Below are 18672 nucleotides of genomic sequence, written 5' to 3' on the forward strand. Positions count from 1 at the left end.
CCTTGCGCACCTTCCGCTAGTGCGTGGCAGATGATCGCAAACGAAACCGGTTCACGCTGATGGACGCCGCACAGCAGGTTCATGAGCAGTTTGTCGCCGCGCTGGAAGCAGGCACCTTGCAGCGGCACAATGAACGACTGCGCAATCTGGGGCTGAGCGCGGTGGGGCTCGATCCCAGGCGCGCGGCTGCGCTGCTGCACAGCCAGATGGTGAGCCGGCAGCTCGACCGGCTGAGCCGCAAGCTGCAGGCGCGGGGCGAAGGGTTTTATACCATCGGGTCGTCAGGGCATGAAGGGAATGCCACGCTGGCCGAGGCGCTGCGCGTGGATGACATCGCGTTCCTCCACTACCGCGATGCCGCGTTCCAGATCCACCGCGCCAGCCGCGTGCCGGGCGAGAACCCGATGTGGGACATGCTGCTTTCGTTCACCGCGAGCGCGGAGGATCCGATTTCGGGCGGGCGGCACAAGGTGCTGGGTTCGAAACGGCTGGCGATTCCGCCGCAGACCTCAACCATCGCGAGCCACCTGCCCAAGGCGGTGGGCGCGGCGTTTTCCATCGGGATCGCGCGGCGGATGGGGCTTGAGGAGACGACGCTGGCGAAGGACGGCGTGGTGCTTTGCTCGTTCGGCGATGCCTCGGCCAATCACTCGACGGCGGTGGGCGCGCTCAACACGGCGGCCTGGGCGGCGTTTCAGGGCACGCCGATGCCCATCGTGTTCCTGTGCGAGGACAACGGGATCGGCATTTCCACGAAAACACCGATGGGCTGGATCGAGGCGAACTGGTCGAGCCGCGCGGGGCTGCATTACATCCAGTGTGACGGCTGCGATCTGGCCGACGCGTGGCGCGGGGCCGCCGAAGCGGTCGACTATGCGCGGCGGTACAGGAAGCCCGTGTTCCTGCACATGAAGACAGTGCGGCTCTATGGCCATGCCGGGAACGACGTGCAGCAGGTCTATATGTCGAAGGCGGACATTGCGGCGGACAACGCGCGCGATCCGCTGCTGGCCTCTGCCGCCTTGCTGATCGAGGAAGGCGTGATGAGCGCCGCCGATGTGAGGGCCGAGTACGACGCGATCGAGGCGCAATTGCTGCGGCAGGTGGAGCTGGCGATAAAGCGGCCCAAGCTGCCCGATGCGGCGGCGGTGATGGCAAGCATCGTGCCGCCGAAGCGCGAAGGGGTGGAGCAGCCCTTGGCCAGCGCCGAGGCGCGCGCGGCGATTTTTGCCGACGAAGCGGCGGTGATGGAAAAGCCGCAGCATATGGCGCGGCTGATTTCGTGGGCGATGGCGGACCTGCTGCTGCAATATCCCAATGCCATCGTGTGCGGCGAGGACGTGGGGCCCAAGGGCGGCGTCTACAATGCGACGGCGCGGCTCCACGCGCGGTTCGGTTCGGCGCGGGTGATCAACACCTTGCTGGACGAGCAGGCGATTCTGGGCCTCGCCATCGGGGCGGCGCACAACGGGCTGCTGCCGCTGCCGGAGATCCAGTTCCTCGCCTATGTGCACAATGCCGAGGACCAGATCCGCGGCGAGGCGGCGACGCTCTCGTTCTTCTCGAACGGGCAATATACCAATCCGATGGTCGTGCGGATTGCGGGCCTGCCCTATCAGAAGGGCTTTGGCGGGCACTTCCACAACGACAACAGCCTCGCAGTATTCCGCGATATTCCGGGGCTGGTGATCGCGGTGCCTTCATGTGGCCGCGAGGCGGTGCTGATGCTGCGCGAATGCGTGCGGCTGGCGCATGAAGAGCAGCGTGTGGTGATCTTCGTTGAGCCGATCGCGCTTTACATGACACGCGACCTGCACGCCGAGGGGGATGGGTTGTGGACCTCGGTCTATGAAGCGCCGGGTGCGAGCGAGATCCGCGTGGGCGAGATCGGGGTGCATGGAGAAGGCACGGACCTGGCCGTGGTGACCTATGGCAACGGCGTCTACCTTTCGCTGCAGGCGCAGGAGCTCCTCGCGCAAGCTGGGGTGGCGGTGCGGGTGATCGACCTGCGCTGGATCGCGCCGTTGGCACAGGACGCGCTGCTGGATGCGGTGGCGCCCTGCAGCCGCGTGCTGGTGGTGGACGAGTGCCGCGAGACGGGCTCGCAGAGCGAGGCGCTGCTGGCGCTGATGGCCTTGCGCGCGCCGGACAAGGCCCTCGGCGTGCTGGCGGCGACCGACAGCTTCATCCCGCTGGCGCGGGCGGCGACGCATACCTTGCCGAGCCGTGACGGGATCGTGGCCAAGGCGCTGGAGATGGTGCGTGGCTAAGGAGACTGTGGTTGTCGTATGCCCCGGGCGGGGGACCTACAACGCCCCGGAACTGGGCTATCTGGCACGGCATCATGGCGGTTCGCCCTGGCTCGCGCATTTCGATACGGTGCGCGACGGTGCGGGCAAGCCGACGCTGACCGCGCTGGACGGCGCGGCGAAGTTCGACCCGAAGCTGCATCCGCGCGGGGATGTGGCGGCGCCGCTGATCCACGCCTGCGCGTTTCTCGATTTTCTAGAACTGGACCGGGAGCGGTTCGAGGTGGTCGCCGTCACCGGCAATTCGATGGGCTGGTACACCGCGCTTGCCTGCGCCGGCGCGGTTTCGGGCGAACACGGGTTTGCGATTGCCGATGCGATGGGCGTGAATTCGCAAGCGCATGAACCCGGCGGTCAGGCAGTGATCGTGATGGCGGGGGAGGACTGGCGCGTCGATCCCGAGACGGCCCGCGCCGTGGAGGCCGCTTGCGCGCGGGCGGGCGTGCTGCCCTCGATCCGGCTGGGCGGGATGCTGGTGGTGGCGGGGCCTGAAACCGCGCTCGATGCGCTGAACGCCGAGCTGCCGCCGCTACCGCGCCCGCCGCTGCGGCTGCCGGGACATGGGCCCTTCCACACGCCTCTCATGCAAGCGAGCGCGGATGCGGCGCGTGCCGCGCTGCCGGCGGACTGGTTCGGTACGCCGCAGGTGCCGCTGATCGACGGGCGCGGAAAGGTGTGGCGCCGCTTCGAGACCGAGGCGGCGGCGCTGTGGGACTATACGTTCGGGCACCAGATTCTGGCGCCCTATGATTTCACGGCGGCGATGACCGTGGCGATTCGCGAGTTCGCGCCGGACCGCGTGGTGCTGCTGGGGCCGGGCGAGACGCTGGGCGGCGCGATCGGTCAAGCCATTGTGGCTCTGCAATGGCTGGACATCGACAGCAAATATGTGTTTTCCCTAAGGCAAGAAGATGATCCGTTTCTCGTCGCCATGGGCCGCGAAGCCCAGCGACGAGGCGTCACCAAATGATCGCATGGGGCCGTTCTTGAGCCAGCCTTCCATCCTGTTCGTTTGCCTGGGGAATATCTGTCGCTCCCCGCTTGCCGAAGCCGCTTTGCGGGCCGAGGCGGTGCTGGCGGGCGTGGCAGTGACCATTGATTCCGCCGGGACCGGAGGATGGCATGCCGGCGATGCGCCCGATCCGCGCGCGATTTCCGAAGCCGAGCGGCATGGCATCGATATCTCGCATTACCGTGCGCGGCAGGTGCGGGTGGACGACTTCCGGCGTTTCGGCCAGATCTATGCGCTCGATCAGCAGAACCTGCGCGATTTGCGGCGGATCCAGCCGAAGGGATTCATGGGGCGGCCCATCGCGGGACCCAGCGCACGGCTCAGCTTGTTGATGGACGTTGTGCCCGGGCGCGAGGGGACGGCGGTGATCGATCCCTATGGCGGGACGGCGGATGACTTCGCCGAGACATGGGCGGATGTGAGCGCGGCAGCGCGGGAGATCATCCGGCGGATGTTCTGACCCGCCGTTCCGCATCGAGCAGCGCGCGTTTGCGCTCAAGCCCCCAGCGGTAGCCGCCCAGGCTACCATCGGCGCGCAAGGCGCGGTGGCAGGGAATGAGCACGGCGATGCGGTTCGCGGCGCAGGCGCTGGCGGCAGCGCGGATGGCGCGGGGCTTGCCGGCACCGGCGGCGAGCTCGCTGTAGCTGACGACATCGCCAGGCTTGACCGACATGAGGAACCGCCAGACGCGGATCTGGAAGGCGGTGCCGATCAGATCGAGCGGCAGATCGGGCCGCGGCGCAGCCTGTTCGAGGTGGGCGGCGAGCGCGGCCATCCAGTCATCGAGCGGGGCAGCGGCAGCGAGCGCGGCGCGCAGCAGCGCGGCCTTGGGGAACTCGGCCGCGAGCTGTGTCAGCAGGGCTTCGGCGCTTTCCCCGAACTGGACGAAGCAGACGCCGCGTCTGGTGGCGGCCATCATCAGGGGCCCGAGCGCCGTTTCGCGTGTGGCATGAACGATATGTTCGCCCGCCCCGCCCGCGCGGTAGGCGCTGGGGGTCATGCCGAGGCTGCCATCGGCGGCTTCGTATACGCGGCTGGTTGAGCCGAACCCCGCATCGAGCCCGGCTTCGAGCACCCCTTCGCCTTCGCGCAAGGCCTGCTTGAAGCGGGCGAGGCGCTGGGCGGCCTGGTATTCGCGCGGGGACACGCCAAGCGCGGCCTTGAAGGTGCGCTGGAAATGCGTCGGCGCCATCCCCGCTTGCCGGGCGAGGCGGGCGAGCGGGAGGCTCTCTCCGGCGTGGTCCGCGATGTAGTGCGCCATGGCCTGCATCAGCGAGGCCGCCGGTTCCTGCGCGGCGGCAGGGTGGCAGCGGCGGCAAGGGCGGAAACCGGCTTCCGCGGCCTCGGCGGTGGTGGTGAAGAAGCGGACATGGGCGCGCTTGGCGAGGCGCGAGGGGCACGAGGGGCGGCAGTATATGCCGGTGGTCTTCACCGCATAGACAAACTGGCCGTCCGCCGCCCTGTCGCGCGTGGTGACCTGCTGCCAGCGGGTCTCGTCGAGTGTCTCAAGGTCGGCCACGGCGTCGGCGTAGCGTGCGGGGGCGGGGATTGCCATGGGCATAGGGGCTCCTGTTTGTGCAGGAGGGGTAACGGCAGGGGCGCGCGGGCGCGCTCCGATGCTTGCGGTGAAATTCCCTCAGGCAAGCGCCATGAGGCTGGCGTTGCCGCCGGCGGCAGTGGTGTTGACCGAGAGGGTGACCTCCTCGAGCAGCAGGTGGAGCGGCGTGCCGGTGTGCAAGGGGACGATGGCATGTTCGCGCGCGGCGAGCTGGCGGCTGGCCTCGGCGATGCGGTCTGCCGGGCCGTCGATGAGCATGGCAGCAAGATCGGGGACGCGGGTTAGGTGCTCGTCGCTCCATTCGACGCGGGCGGCGAGCGCGGGCGGGAAGCCCGCCGGGCGGGCGGCGACGGGGCTGGGAGCGACGATCACCGCCGTGTTGCCGGTGGCGAGGACGGCAGCCACCTGCTGCCAGAGCGCCTCGACGCCAGTGGCCGCGCAGGCAATCCGGCCGCGCGGGGCGAGGCGGTAGGTATTGCGTTCGCCTACCGGGCCAGGGAGCGTGGCCGTGAAACCGAGGGGTGAGGCTTTTGCGGCGTTCCAGGCGGTCTGCGCGGCGGCGGCGAGCCCTTGCTGGGAGGCCCACTGCGCGAAAGCTGCCAGCGCCGGATCGGGCACGGCAGGATAGTCGCCCTGGGGCAGGACAGGCACCGCACCGGGGGCGAAGCGGGCGAGGTAGAGCGGGCCGCCCGCCTTGGGGCCGGTGCCCGAAAGGCCGCGCCCGCCGAAGGGCTGCACGCCGACGACCGCGCCGATCATGTTGCGGTTCACGTAGAGATTGCCGGCTTCGATGCGGCCGCACACGCGCTCGACGGTCTGGTCGATGCGGGTGTGGAGGCCGAAGGTGAGGCCGTAGCCCGAGGCGTTGATCCCTTCGATCAGGCTGTCGATGGCCTCGGCGCGGAAGCGGACGACGTGGAGGACGGGGCCGAAGACCTCGGCCGTAAGGTCGGTCGGCGTGTTGAGCTCGATGAGCGTAGGCGCGACGAAGGTGCCGTGTGCGGTTTGCTCACCCAGCGGCATTTCGGTGACGGGGAAGCCGGCGGCGCGCATCCGGGCAACGTGGGCGGCGATGCCGGCGCGGGCGCGTTCGGAAATGACCGGGCCGACATCGGTGGCAAGCTGCGCCGGATTGCCCCCGGCGAGTTCGGCCATCGCGGCTTTGAGCATCGAGAGGGTGCGGTCGGCGATGTCATCCTGCAGGCAGAGCAGGCGCAGCGCGGAGCAGCGCTGGCCCGCGCTGTCGAACGCGGAGGCGAGGACGTCTGCGACGACCTGTTCGGGAAGCGCGGAGCTGTCGACCACCATGGCGTTGAGACCGCCGGTTTCGGCGATGAGCGGGATGGTGGCGCCGTGGGCATTGAGGCGGCCCGCGAGCGATTGCTGGATGGCGCGCGCTGTCATGGTGGAGCCGGTGAAGACGACGCCTTGCACTTCGGGCGCGGCAACAAGGGCCGCGCCGATCTTTCCACCGCCGGGGAGCAGGTGGAGCGCTGCGGCCGGAATGCCTGTGGCGTGAAGCAGGCGCACGGCCTCGGCGGCGACGAGCGGGGTTTCCGGTGCGGGCTTCGCGAGGACCGGATTGCCGGCGGCGAGCGCGGCGGCGATCTGCCCGGTGAAGATGGCGAGCGGGAAGTTCCACGGGCTGATGCAGGCCACGGGGCCGAGCGGCTGGGCGGTTTCCGGCAAGTGGCGGGCCTGCACCGCGTAGTAGCGCAGGAAATCGACCGCCTCGCGCACTTCGGCGAGCGCATTGGCGGCGCTTTTGCCCGCCTCGCGGATGAGGAGCGCGATGAGGGGCACGCGGGCGGCTTCCATCGCATCGGCGGCGCGTTCGAGCGCGGCGGCGCGGGCTTCGGCGGGGGTGGCGCTCCAGCGCGAGGCGGCGGCATCTGCTGCGGCGCGGGCGGCGTCCTCGATGGTGGCGGCGTGGACGTGGCCGACGATGTCGCGGTGATCGGCGGGGTTCCGCACCGGTTCGGCCGGGCGGGCGGGATCGCCGGCGCGGTGGTCTTGCGCGGCGCTGCCGCTAAGGGCTTCGGCGAGGGCGGCCAGTGTGGGTTCGTCGGCGAGATCGAGGCCCTGGGCATTGGCGCGGTCCGCAAACAGCGCCTGCGGGAGCGCGATGGCATCGTGCGGCGCGCCGGGCTCGGGCTCGGCGGCGATCACGGCGGCGGGGTCTTCGATCAGGGCTTCGACCGGCACATCGGGATCGGCAATGCGGTTGACGAAGGAGGAATTCGCGCCGTTCTCCAGCAGGCGGCGGACGAGATAGGCAAGCAGTGTCTCGTGTGTGCCGACCGGGGCATAGACGCGGCACGGGCGGTCAAGGCCTTCGGGGCCGACAACCTCTTCGTAAAGTGGTTCGCCCATGCCGTGGAGGCACTGGAACTCGTAGTCGCCCGGGGTAAAATCGGGTCCGGCAAGGTGCAGCACGCTGGCGAGGGTCTGCGCGTTGTGCGTGGCGAACTGGGGGAATACGGCATCGCGCGCGGCAAGGAGTTTGCGGGCGCAGGCGACATAGGCGAGATCGGTGTGGACCTTGCGGGTGTAGACCGGGAAGTCGCTGAGCCCGGCTTCCTGCGCGCGCTTGATCTCGGCGTCCCAATAGGCCCCTTTAACGAGGCGGACCATGATGCGGCGGCCGCTGCTGCGGGCGAGATCGACGATCCAGTCTATCACCGCGGGGCAGCGCTTCTGGTAGGCCTGGATGACGAAGCCGAGGCCTTGCCAGCCGGCGAGGACGGGCGCGTGGGCGAGCCTTTCGAGGATATCCAGCGAGAGTTCGAGGCGGTCGGTTTCCTCGGCGTCGATGTTGAAGTCGATGTCGTAGCTTTTGGCCAGTTCGGCGAGCGCGAGGACGCGGGGGGCAAGTTCGGCCATAACGCGGTGGGCCTGCGCGCGGGTGTAGCGCGGGTGGAGCGCGGAGAGCTTGATCGAGATGCCCGGGCCCGCGAATACGCCGCGCCCGGCGCTGGCCCGATTGGCACTTTGGCCGATGGCGTGGATCGCCGCGGTGTAGGCCTCCAGATAGCGGGCGGCGTCCTGCGCGGTGGCGGCAGCCTCGCCCAGCATGTCGTAGCTGAAGGCGAAGCCTTGCGCTTCACGGCGGCGGGCGCGGGCGAGGGCATCCTCGATGGTTTCGCCCATCACGAACTGTTCGCCCATCATGCGCAAGGCGACATCGACGCCGCGGCGGATGACGGGCTCGCCCAGACGGTGGACCATGCGGGTGAGCGCGTGACCGAGGCCGGTGGCATCGACGCTGGCGGTGAGCTTGCCGGTGATGACGAGGCCCCAGGTGGCGGCGTTGACGAACAGCGGCTTGCCCTGCCCGAGGTGCGCGGCCCAGTTGCCGGTGCTGAGCTTGTCGCGGATCAGGGCATCGCGGGTGGCGTCGTCGGGGATGCGCAGGAGCGCCTCGGCGAGGCACATGAGCGCGACGCCCTCGTGGCTGGAAAGCGCAAACTCCTGCACCAGCGCCTGTACGCGGCCGGGGCGGGCCTTGGCGCGCAAGGCCTCGATCAGGGCGCGGGCGGTTGCCGCGATCCGCGCGCGATCCGCTTCGGGGAGCGTGGCGGCTGCAAGCAGGGGGCGCACGGCGTCGGGCTCGGGAATGCGCGTGGCCTGCGTGATCGCGCGGCGCAGCGGGGTTTCGGGCGAAATGCGGGGGGCAAAGGCGGGCTGCTTGCTCATGTGGTTCAGAATACGTGATTTCGGTCAGGTCTTTTGCCTGATTTTCGTTGTTCAATAATCCGTATCGCCCTAAATTCGGCCATATGGCAGGCGATATAAGTGCAGATGGCTCGAATAGCGGGCCGTTGGATCGGTTTGATCGGGCGATCCTCGTTCATCTGGCGGTGGACGGCCGGCTGCCGATCACCGAACTGGCGCAGCGCATCGGGCTTTCCAAATCGCCCACGCAGGCGCGGCTCAAGCGGCTGATTGGGGAAGGCTATATCCGGGGTTTTCGCGCGATCCTCGATCCCGGGAAGCTCGGCCTGGACCATGTGGCCTTCACGGAAGTGAAGCTGTCCGATACGCGCGAGGCGGCGCTTGCGGCCTTTGCGGCGGCGGTGCTGCGCATTCCCGAGATCGAGGAATGCCACATGATCGCCTCCAGCTTCGACTACCTGCTGAAAGTGCGCACGGCGGATATCCGCCGCTACCGCGAAGTGCTGGGCGAGAAGATCTCGAGCCTGCCGCATGTGGCCAGCACGTCCACTTTCGTGGCGATGGAGACGGTGCGCGAGTCCCACGATTGAGGTGGAAACATGATCACAAAATGGCGCGCGCTTGGCCATGTCTGCTGCGCTTTTGAGGCATCGCTCAAATAATGTGATCACATTTCCGTTGACGAAACGGGAGCGACGGCGTTAGGCAGCAGAACTCACTCTGCGAGCGCCATGCCATGAATCTCCAGACGACCGACCGCGTGATCGACACCTTTTCGCCGGCCTCGCCCTATGCCGGGATGCCGACGTACTATGCCGCGAGCGCCAATCCGACGCCGCGACGCCCCGAACTGCTGGGCGAGGAAATGGCCGATATCTGCGTGGTGGGCGCGGGCTTCACCGGCATGGGCGCGGCGCTGGAGCTGGCCGAGCGCGGCTACAAGGTGATCGTGGTCGAGGGTGAGCGCGTGGGCTGGGGCGCTTCGGGGCGCAATGGCGGGCAGCTGGTCAACGGCTACAGCCGCCGGATGCTGGAAGTGCGCCAGCACTACGGCGCGGAAGCCGAGAAGGCGTTCGGCGCGATGGCGCTGGAGGGGCAGTCGATCATCCGCGAGCGCGTGGCGAAGTACGGCATCGCGTGCGACCTGCGCGCGGGCAACGCGATCATGGCAATGAGCAAGCCGCAGCTGAAGACGCTGGCGGAGCGGACCGAGGAATGGCACCGCCATGGCCATACCCAGATGTTCCTCGCCGAAGGCGCGGCGGCGCGCGAGCATATCAATTCTGACCGCTATATCGGCGGCATGTTCGACCCCATCGGCGGGCACATGCATTCGCTGAACTACGTGCTGGGCGAGGCTGCTGCATTCGAGAGCCTGGGCGGGCGGATCTTCGAGCACTCGCGGGTGACGCATGTCGACCGCGGGGCGGCGCCGGTGGTGCACACGGCCAAGGGCACGGTGCGCGCGAACAAGGTGCTGGTTTGCGGCAATGCTTATCTGGGGGATGCCGCGCCCGATCTTTCGGGGCGCATCCTGCCCGTCTCCAGCCAGGTGATCGCGACCGAGGTGCTGGGGGATGACCTCCTCGAAACGCTCTTCCCGACCAACTACTGCATCGAGGATATCCGCTATATCCCGGATTACTACCGGCGCACTGCGGATGGCCGGCTGCTCTATGGCGGCGGCACGATCTATGGCGGGTTCGATCCGGCCTCGATCGAGGGCAAGATCCTGCCGCAGCTCCACCAGACGTTCCCGCAATTGAAGGGCGTGAAGGTCGACTTCCAGTGGAGCGGCAATTTCGCGCTGACGATGACGCGCTATCCGCAGATGGGGCGCGTTTCCGACAGCGTCTATTTCTCGCAAGGCGATAGCGGCCACGGTGTGACGACGACGCAGATGCTGGGCCGCCGTCTGGCCGAAGCCATCGACGGTCAGATGACCAAGTTCGACGTCTTTGCCTCGCTGCCCTACATCCCCTTCGTAGGCGGCAAGCTGTTTCGCGTGCCCTACTGCGTGCTGGGCGCCTGGTACTATGGCCTCAGGGATCGCCTTGGAATCTAGGGATGAATCCTGAATCTCAAGTCAGCTTGAGGTGCGATTCAGGTTTGCGATTCCCTTCAATGCCTTAGCGATCAGGCCGGGCTTCCATGCGGACTCCGGGCCGACCAATTCAGGGCGTTCGGCGAACCAGCCAATCAGCATGATCGTGCGCGTGAGCAGGAACAGATCAAGCTGTTTCAGAGCGCCGGGCGGAAGCGCGCGGCGGGCGGCGTAGCCCGCGAGGAAGCGGTCGCGCAACTCCGGGAAGCAGGGTTCGCTGGAGGCGCTCCACAGGCTGACGGCCATGTCGAACGCTGGCCAGCCCCAGGCGCAGTCGTCGAAATCGATGAGGCCCAAGTGCTCTCCGCTGACGAGCACGTTGGCGGGGTGGGCGTCGGCGTGGATGAGAATGAGCGGATCAGCCAGCTTTGCGAGGCGGCTGGTGACAAGGGTGCGCGCATCGGTGAGGATCTGGCGCTCCTCGGCGGTGAGGCAAGGCAGATCCCAGAAGCGGCCCCAGAAAGGGGCATCGCCGACGAAGCCGTCTGCATCGAGGCGGTGGCGGGTGAAGCCATGGGGGGCAGTCCAGCTGGCGGTGATGGTGTGCAGATCAGCGAGGAGCGCGCCGGTGCGTTCGAACCAGTGCCAGGTGTCGGGCCCGCGGGCCCTGCCGATGAGGCTTTCAAGCGTCTGGCCGGGGTGCCAGAGGGTCATCCCGGCAAGGCGGGTGCCTTCGGGATCGGGTGTCTGGACTTCGGTGTACCAAGCGCCAGAGGCGGTGCGGCGGCCGGTGGGAACGAGGAGGCCGTTTGCGGCAAGATGGGCGGTGAGTTCGCGATCGGACTCCAGCGCCGGGAGTGCGTGGTAGCCGGGGCGGTGGAGGCGCAGGGCCCATATGGTGCCGTCCGGCGCATCGGCGCGGAAGACGACGTTCTCGCTCTTGCCGATGGGGTGGGGTTCGGTTTCGGGGAGGCCGAACTGGCGGAGCGCGGCGCGGGCGGCGGGGAGGTAGGCCGCGATATCAGGCATGTGCGCAAACGCGGTCGAAGGCATCAAGGAAGGCGAGCGCATCTTCGCGCGGGAGGACGAGCGGGGGGCGGATCTTGACGCAGTTGTTGAAGGCGCCGTCGACCGAAGTGAGGAAGCCTTCGCGGCGCAGCGCGCAGACGAGCGCGAAGGCGCGGGGCGCGTCTGGTTCGCCTTCGGGGGTGACGAATTCGGCGGTGAGGAACAGGCCCTTGCCGCGTACGTCGATCAGGCCGGAGGCATGGCTGAGGCGCTGGCGCAGCGCGGCCTTCAATTCGGCGCCGAGGACGCGGGCGTGCTCAACAAGGCCCTCCTCTTCGATCACATCGAGCACAGCAAGGCCAACAGCGCCTTGCAGCTGGCTGGCGGCGAAGGTGTTGAAATAGCGGGTTTCGGCGCGGAACTCCTCGACGACGTCGCGCTTGGCACAAGTGGCGGCGAGCGGCAGGCCGGCGCCCATCGGCTTGCCGGTGACGACGATGTCCGGCGTTAGGCCCACTTCGTCGTAGCCCCACCAAGTGCCGGTGCGGCCATAGCCCGCCTGCACTTCGTCGGCGATGATCAGGCCGCCCTCGGCGCGGACCAGCGCGGCGGCCTTGGCCATGAAGGTGGCGGGGATATCGGGCAGTCCCTCGTTGGCTAGGATCGGGCAGAGAATGAGCGCGGCGAAGCCATGGCCGCTGGCCTTGAGGTCTTCGATTGCAGCCTTGAGGCGCGCGACATAGGCATCTGCCAGGGTTTCTTCGTCGAGGCCAGGCGCGACGGGGCGCAGGGTTTCGGGGAAGGGGATCGAGCGGATATCGGGGTGGCGGGTATCGCCGGCGGGGAGGTTCGTCAGCGCACCGACGACCAGGTTGTTGCCGTGGTAGGTGTGGTCTGTGCAGACGATCCCTCGCGCGCCGGTGGCCATGCGGGCCATGCGCAGGGCGATTTCGATGGCTTCGGTGCCGGAGCAGGAGAACACCGCGCTTTCCGTCAGGCGCTGGAGTGCGGTGAGGCGTTCGGCAAGCGCAATCGCGGGTTCGCTGAGGTAGCGGCTGTGGGTGTTGAGCGTGGCCTGCTGGCGCGCCATCGCCTCGACAATGCGCGGATGCGCGTGGCCGACGGAGGCGACGTTGTTGTACATGTCGACATAGCGGCGGCCATCCGCGCCGAAGAGGCTGGCCCCTTCGCCGCGCACGAGGTGCAGCGGTTCATCGTAGAACAGCTTGGCGCCGCGCCCGAAAGCGCGGTCGCGGCGCTGGAGCAGGGCCTCGTCAGGCCCAGAGTCAGGCGTTGCGGAGGTACCAGTCATAGTCGAGCGCGGTGACCTCGCTGAAGAAGCGGTCCTGTTCGGTGCGCTTCACCGCGCAGTACATCTCGACGAAGGTATCGCCGAGGTAATCGCGCATGAGCGTGGAGGCGTGGAGCGCGTCGATGGCGGCGTACCAGTTGCCGGGAACCTGATAGGGGCTGTCCGCCGCCGCCTTGTAGCCATCGCCGACAACGGCGGGCCCGGGATCGATCCGGTTCACCATGCCGTGGTGGACGCCCGCGAGCATCGCGGCGAGCGCGAGGTAGGGGTTGGCGTCGGCCCCGGCAAAGCGGTGCTCGACATGGCGCGAGGCGGGCGGGCCGGCGGGAACGCGCAAGGAGACCGAGCGGTTGTTGACGCCCCAGATCGGCGCGGTGGGCGCGTAGGAATTGGCGCGAAAGCGGCGGTAGGAATTGGCATTGGGCGCGAAGATGCCGAAGGCCTGGGACTGCGTTTCGCGGAGGCCCCCGATGGCATGGCGCATCTGCCCGGTGCCTTCGGGGTCTTCGCTCGCGAAGATGTTCTTGCCCGCAGCGTCCGCCATGCTGAAGTGGAGGTGCATCGAGCTGCCCGCGGAATGGATGAAGGGCTTGGCCATGAAAGTGGCGGTCATGCCCTGGGTTTGGGCCACACCCTTGGCGAGGCGCTTGTACATCTGCGCTTCGTCTCCGGCGCGCAGCGCGTCGGGGCGGTGGTGGAGGGTGAGTTCGACCTGGCCAGCTGCGTATTCGGAAATGACGGCTTCGAGCGGGATGCCCTGCACGTCGGCCTGCCGCCACAGCTCCTTGAAGAAGGGGGCGAAATCCTGAACGTCCGTCAGGCTGAAGACGTCGATGAGGTGGGGCTGCGCGCCGGAATGCGGCGAGCGGGCGAGGTGGACTTCGCCCTTGGGGCCGCGGACTGGATCGACGAGATAGTATTCGATCTCGCAGGCGACGACCGGGATGAGGCCCAGCGGCTTGAAGCGTTCCACCACGCGGGCGAGGACGTGGCGCGGATCGAGTTCGCAGGGCGTGCCGTCGGCATAGTACATCGATGTGATCACTTGCGCGACATCATCGCCCAGCCACGGCGCCTTGACGAGCGTGCCGGGGACGGGGCGCAGCATGTAGTCCGGATCGCCGTTGCCCCAGACGAGGCCGGTGTCTTCGCAGTCCTGCCCCGTAATGTCCGCGACCAGCATCGAGCTGGGGAAGAGGCGGCCGCTTTCGTAGATCGCCATGAGTTCACTGCGCCGGACGCGCTTGCCGCGCGGGACGCCGGAGAGCGCGGTGAAGATCACTTCGATGAAGGCGATCTCCGGATTGGCGGCGAGGAAATCGCGCGCTTCTGCCGGATCGGCGATCATGGATTGCGGGGCAGTCATCGGTCGGCAGGGTCCTCGAAGAGCACTGGCCAAAGGTGGTATGGAGCGGGGCGGGGGGTGTCAATCACGCTTGGCCTGCGCGCAAAAATGTGATCACATGGCGGCATGACGGCAACAGGTCCACTGGCGGAGGAAGACGCGCGCACGCTGCACCAGCAGGTGCTGATGCGGCTGCGCGAGGCCATCCTGCTCGGGCGGATCGAGCCGGGGCAGGCGTTGACGATACGGGGCCTCGCGGCGGAGCTGGGTGTCAGTGCGCAGCCGGTGCGCGAGGCGCTGCGCCAGCTGGTGGCCGAGCGCGCGCTGGAGCTGATGGACAACCGGCGCGTGCGCATCCCGCCGATGACGATCGAGCGGTTCGAGGACCTGATCGCCGCGCGCGTCGTGCTGGAAGCCGAAGCGGCGGCGCGGGCCATGCCTTATGTGACGGACACCCTGATCGCGCGGCTGGAGGCGGACGATGCAGCGATCAACGCAGCCGTCTCGGCGGGCGATTACGATCGCTGGATTGGTGCTAATTATGCTTTTCATTCCGCGCTTTACGGAGCAGCGGGGCAATCGGCCTTCCTGCCGCTGATCGAATCGCTGTGGCTGCAGGTGGGGCCTTTCCTGCGCCGCGCGATGCGCACCATTTCGGGCCATTACACGGTGGATCGGCACAGCGAGGCGCTGGCGGCGCTGCGGCGGCGCGACACCATGGCGCTGAGGATCGCGATCGAGGCCGATATCCGCGACGGGATCGCGCATATCGGCAGCACGCTCATCCGCAGCGAGGCCTTGGGCGGCGCTGCGGGTGCTGTGCGAGGCCCTTCGACGGGCTCGGGGCGAGCGGATAGTGTGCGTGAGGCAGTCTAGCGCGGGGGAATTCATGGCATGAGCGATGCGGGCGGCCAGAGCCTGGCGAAAGGCGCACTTTCGGCAGTGGAATCGACCATCATGGGCATTGCCGGCACTTCGCCCGCCTTCTCCATCGCGGTGACGACCGGCACGATCTACGCCGCGATCGGCACGCTTTCGGTCGGCAGTCTGCTCTACAGCGGGCTGCTGATGTTGGGGCTGATGTTTGCCTTCGCCAGCCTCAACCGGGTGATGCCCGACGCCGGCGCGGCCTTTGCCTGGGTGGGCAAGGTGTTCGGCCCCACCTGGGGGTTCTTCGCCGGGTGGGGGCTGATGGTCGCCTCGGTGGTGTTCATGGTCTCCGCCACGCTGCCCGCGGCGACGGCGACCCTGCTGCTGGTTGCGCCCGGCCAACTGGACAATACCCCGCTGGTAACGGGGATTGCCGCCGTGTGGCTGACCGCGGTGACCGCCATCGTGCTGCGCGGCATCCGCCACGCGAGCTACGCGCAGGTGATCGTGACGATTGCCGAGGCGGTGATCATTTTCGCGGTGATGGCAGCGGCGGTCTATGTGTTCGCCGGAAAGCCGGCGCACCCGGTTTCGCTGGTGTGGATTTCGCCGGCCGCGTTCAGTTTCAAGTCGTTCGCGGATGGGGCGATGGTCTCGGTGTTTCTCTACTGGGGCTGGGACGTCACGATGAACCTTGGCGAGGAGACCGAGCCCGCCGATGCATCGAGCGGGGCGTTCTGGGCGATGATCAACCTCATCGTCTTTTTCGTGGTGCTGATGATGGTGATCCTGATCGCGCTTTCGGGTCAGGAGATCGAGGCGTCGAGCACCAATGTGCTCTATGCGATATCGGCCAAGATATTCCCCGCGCCGTGGAGCTATCTGATCGTGCTGGCGACGATGCTGAGCACGGTGGGCGCGTTGGAGACGCAGATCCTGCAGTTCAGCCGCAGCATGTTCTCGATGTCGCGCGCAGGGGTGCTGCACCCGCGCTATGCTGCGGTCCATGCCGAGTGGCAGACGCCGTGGGCCGCGACGCTGGTGATCTGGGGCTTTGGCATGGTGCTGCTGTTTTCCTCGTCCTACATGCCCTCGGTCGCCGCGATCCTGCAGGCCTCGATCGCGGCGATCGGCCTGCAGATCTGCTTTTACATGGGGCTGACGGGGTTCGCCTGCGCGTGGCATTTCCGCGGGCTCTTGAAGACGGACAGGCGCGCGGCGATGACGCAGACGGTGTTCCCCTTCATCGGCGGCATCTTCATGGCCTTTGTGGCGGCATGGAGCATTCCGACCTTCAGTCCGGTGGTGCTCACGGTTGGGATCGGCGGGCTGGCGCTGGGCTTCATCCCGCTGGCCATCGGCAGGTGGCGCAATGCGCGGGGCGGGACAGCGCCCGCCTGAGCCCGTGCGCCGGAAGGCGTAATATGCCTAGGTGTTAACCGCATGTTGGGTCGCTCCTGCTAGCTCTGCCGGCTGGAGACCCGATCTTGAACGACGAATCCTTTACCATCCGCCCGGGGAAGACGGACCTTCCCGGCGCAGGCGAGGCTGGTGCCAGCTTCGCCGTGCTGCCTTGGCGCGCATGGGATTCGCCGGATGCGCGCGCGGCGTGGGATGCGCTGGCGGCGCGGGCGGGGACCCCCAATCCCTTTTTCGAAAGCTGGTACCTGCTGCCGGGGCTGGCCCGGTTCGATCCGCGCGGTCGTCTGCAAATCGCCGCGCTGCGCAGCGGGGAAGAAGCCGCCGGGCTGGCGCCGCTGCAGCGCGCGGGGCGCTATGGCAAGCACCCGCTGCCGCATCTGGCGGTCTGGCTTCACGCCAACGCCTTCCTCGGTGCGCCGCTGGTGGCGGCGGGATACGAAGAGACCTTCTGGGAAGCCCTGCTCGACTGGGCCGACCGCCATGCGAGTGCCGCGCTGTTTCTCCATGCCGCAGCACTGCCGCTGGACGCGGCGCTGACCGATGCTCTGCTTGCGGTCGGGGCGCGGCAGCGCCGGCGGGTCGTGCTGGTCCACCGTGAGGAGCGCGCAATGCTCGCCTCGCCGCTGGGGCCGGCGGCCTATCTCGAACACGCGTTGCCGGGCAAGAAGCGCAAGGAATTGCGCCGCCAGCAGGCGCGGCTGGCCGAACAGGGCGCGCTCGCCTTCGTGCGCCGGCAGGACAGCGAAGAGATCGCCGGCTGGATCGAACAGTTCCTCGCACTCGAGGCGCGAGGCTGGAAGGGCAGCGCAGGCAGCGCGCTGGCCTGTGCGGGCGAGACGGCGGGGCTGTTTCGAACGAGCATGACGGCTGCGGCGGAGCGAGGCTGTCTCGAGCGGCTGAGCCTCGAGCTTGATGGCCAGCCGATTGCCATGCTGGCGACGCTGATCAGCCCGCCAGGGGCGTTTTCCTACAAGACCGCGTTCGACGAGCATTTTGCGCGTTTCTCGCCGGGGGTGCTGCTGCAGCTTGAAAACCTGGCGCTGCTGGAACGGGCGGGGGTGCGCTGGGCCGACAGTTGCGCGGCGCCCGACCATCCCATGATCGATTCGCTGTGGCGCGAGCGGCGCGTCATCGGACGCTATTCCATCGCCATCGGCGGCGCGGCGCGGCGGGCGCTGTTTGGCCGCATTGCCGCCTTTGAACTTTCCCGCAATCCGCAGGGTCTGACATGAGTGACACTGTCTTCGAACGGGAGGCCCGGACCGCGTTTGCTGCGGCCTATCCCGAAGTCCCGCACCGGTTGACGCATGGCCTGCGCGGTCATCCGCTGCTGACGCTCGATGCGTTGGCGGCGCTGGCTGAGGCGCTGCCGGAGGGATCGCGCGAATACAACCGCGCCGATCTGCCGGTAGGGCTCAATGGCGTTGTGCCGCCGTCCAACGGGCTTGGCATCGGCGAGACGATCCGGCGGATTGGCGAGACCGGCAGCTGGGCAGCGCTCAAGAACATCGAGCAAGTACCGACCTACCGCGAACTGCTCCAAGCCCTGCTGGAGGAATTGCGTCCGGCGATCGAGGCCAGGACCGGCGCGATGCTGCGGCCCCAAGGCTTTGTCTTCATCACCAGCCCGGGCGGGGTGACGCCGTATCACTTCGATCCCGAGCACAACATCCTGCTGCATCTGGCGGGCGTGAAGACGATGACGCTGTTTCCGCAAGGTGACCCCCGCTACGCGCCCGACGAAACGCATGAGACCTATCACACTGGCGGCGGGCGCGAGCTGTTCTGGCGCGAGGACATGGCGCGGGGTGGCACCGAATGGAAGCTGCGACCGGGCGAGGCGCTCTATGTGCCGGTGATGGCGCCGCACTATGTGCGCAATGGACCCTCGAGCGCGATCTCGCTTTCGATCACGTGGCGTTCGGAATGGAGCTTTGCCGAAGCGGATGCGCGGGCGTTCAACGCGGTGCTCCGGCGCATGGGGCTGCGCCCGCGCGCGCCGGGGCGCTGGCCGGTGGACAATCGCCTGAAGGCAGCGGGCTGGCGGGTGCTGCGGCGGCTGCCGGGGGCCGGGTGAGGTCAGCTTTGCGTTGACGCAAACGTCAAGGTGGGCAAT

The 18672-nt window shown here is 67.9% G+C and carries 14 protein-coding genes; 9 read left to right on the top strand and 5 right to left on the bottom strand.

Annotated features, from left to right (window positions below):
- Window positions 1-59 precede the first annotated feature (59 nt).
- Genes AQZ52_RS14855 through AQZ52_RS14865 form a run of 3 tightly spaced genes read left to right on the top strand, consistent with a single transcriptional unit; the run spans window position 60 to window position 3781 of the window.
- Window positions 60-2270, top strand: coding sequence for a dehydrogenase E1 component subunit alpha/beta (locus AQZ52_RS14855; protein WP_067912671.1), 2211 nt, complete (start codon window positions 60-62; stop codon window positions 2268-2270).
- Window positions 2263-3279, top strand: a complete 1017-nt coding sequence (locus AQZ52_RS14860; RefSeq protein WP_067912674.1) for an acyl carrier protein — start codon at window positions 2263-2265, stop codon at window positions 3277-3279. The genes AQZ52_RS14855 and AQZ52_RS14860 overlap by 8 nt, the downstream gene beginning before the upstream one ends.
- Before the next feature lie 16 nt (window positions 3280-3295).
- Window positions 3296-3781, top strand: a complete 486-nt coding sequence (locus AQZ52_RS14865; protein WP_082698232.1) for a low molecular weight protein-tyrosine-phosphatase — start codon at window positions 3296-3298, stop codon at window positions 3779-3781.
- On the opposite strand, the gene ada is transcribed toward AQZ52_RS14865, so the two are convergent.
- Both ada and putA read right to left on the bottom strand, forming a co-directional pair.
- Window positions 3762-4877, bottom strand: coding sequence for a bifunctional DNA-binding transcriptional regulator/O6-methylguanine-DNA methyltransferase Ada (gene ada / locus AQZ52_RS14870; RefSeq protein WP_082698082.1), 1116 nt, complete (start codon window positions 4875-4877; stop codon window positions 3762-3764). The genes AQZ52_RS14865 and ada overlap by 20 nt on opposite strands.
- An 81-nt stretch (window positions 4878-4958) precedes the next feature.
- Window positions 4959-8576: a bifunctional proline dehydrogenase/L-glutamate gamma-semialdehyde dehydrogenase PutA gene (gene putA / locus AQZ52_RS14875; protein WP_067912680.1), complete on the bottom strand. Its 3618-nt coding sequence runs from the start codon at window positions 8574-8576 to the stop codon at window positions 4959-4961.
- A gap of 83 nt (window positions 8577-8659) precedes the next feature.
- Between putA and AQZ52_RS14880 the strand changes: the two genes are divergently transcribed.
- Both AQZ52_RS14880 and AQZ52_RS14885 read left to right on the top strand, forming a co-directional pair.
- Window positions 8660-9145, top strand: a complete 486-nt coding sequence (locus tag AQZ52_RS14880; RefSeq protein ID WP_067912683.1) for an Lrp/AsnC family transcriptional regulator — start codon at window positions 8660-8662, stop codon at window positions 9143-9145.
- Window positions 9146-9291: 146 nt separating this feature from the next.
- Entirely contained in the window at window positions 9292-10620 is a 1329-nt protein-coding gene (locus tag AQZ52_RS14885) for an NAD(P)/FAD-dependent oxidoreductase (protein WP_082698084.1), read from the top strand.
- Between the two features lie 21 nt (window positions 10621-10641).
- On the opposite strand, the gene AQZ52_RS14890 is transcribed toward AQZ52_RS14885, so the two are convergent.
- The 3 genes from AQZ52_RS14890 to AQZ52_RS14900 are packed head-to-tail and all read right to left on the bottom strand — an operon-like array spanning window position 10642 to window position 14285.
- A complete protein-coding gene (locus AQZ52_RS14890; protein WP_169793755.1) occupies window positions 10642-11628 on the bottom strand; it encodes a phosphotransferase enzyme family protein in 987 nt (328 codons plus the stop codon).
- On the bottom strand, window positions 11621-12919 hold the full coding sequence (locus AQZ52_RS14895; RefSeq protein WP_067912688.1) for an aspartate aminotransferase family protein: 1299 nt from the start codon (window positions 12917-12919) through the stop codon (window positions 11621-11623). Before AQZ52_RS14895 ends, AQZ52_RS14890 begins: the two co-directional genes overlap by 8 nt.
- Window positions 12894-14285 (bottom strand): glutamine synthetase family protein, encoded by a 1392-nt coding sequence (locus tag AQZ52_RS14900; RefSeq protein WP_067912691.1) that lies wholly within the window; start codon window positions 14283-14285, stop codon window positions 12894-12896. Before AQZ52_RS14900 ends, AQZ52_RS14895 begins: the two co-directional genes overlap by 26 nt.
- A 105-nt stretch (window positions 14286-14390) precedes the next feature.
- Here AQZ52_RS14900 and AQZ52_RS14905 point away from each other — a divergent pair, with 105 nt between their 5' ends.
- The 4 genes from AQZ52_RS14905 (at window position 14391) to AQZ52_RS14920 (ending at window position 18633) form a co-directional block, all read left to right on the top strand.
- Complete coding sequence (locus tag AQZ52_RS14905; RefSeq protein ID WP_067912694.1) at window positions 14391-15140, top strand: GntR family transcriptional regulator; 750 nt, start codon at window positions 14391-14393, stop codon at window positions 15138-15140.
- A gap of 18 nt (window positions 15141-15158) precedes the next feature.
- Window positions 15159-16535: an APC family permease gene (locus AQZ52_RS14910; protein WP_067912697.1), complete on the top strand. Its 1377-nt coding sequence runs from the start codon at window positions 15159-15161 to the stop codon at window positions 16533-16535.
- An 86-nt stretch (window positions 16536-16621) separates the two neighbouring features.
- Window positions 16622-17788 (top strand): GNAT family N-acetyltransferase, encoded by a 1167-nt coding sequence (locus AQZ52_RS14915; protein WP_240481684.1) that lies wholly within the window; start codon window positions 16622-16624, stop codon window positions 17786-17788.
- On the top strand, window positions 17785-18633 hold the full coding sequence (locus AQZ52_RS14920; RefSeq protein WP_067912701.1) for a cupin domain-containing protein: 849 nt from the start codon (window positions 17785-17787) through the stop codon (window positions 18631-18633). The genes AQZ52_RS14915 and AQZ52_RS14920 overlap by 4 nt, the downstream gene beginning before the upstream one ends.
- Window positions 18634-18672 lie beyond the last annotated feature (39 nt).

The sequence above is a fragment of the Novosphingobium fuchskuhlense genome, assembly GCF_001519075.1.
Classification (GTDB): Bacteria; Pseudomonadota; Alphaproteobacteria; order Sphingomonadales; family Sphingomonadaceae; genus Novosphingobium; species Novosphingobium fuchskuhlense.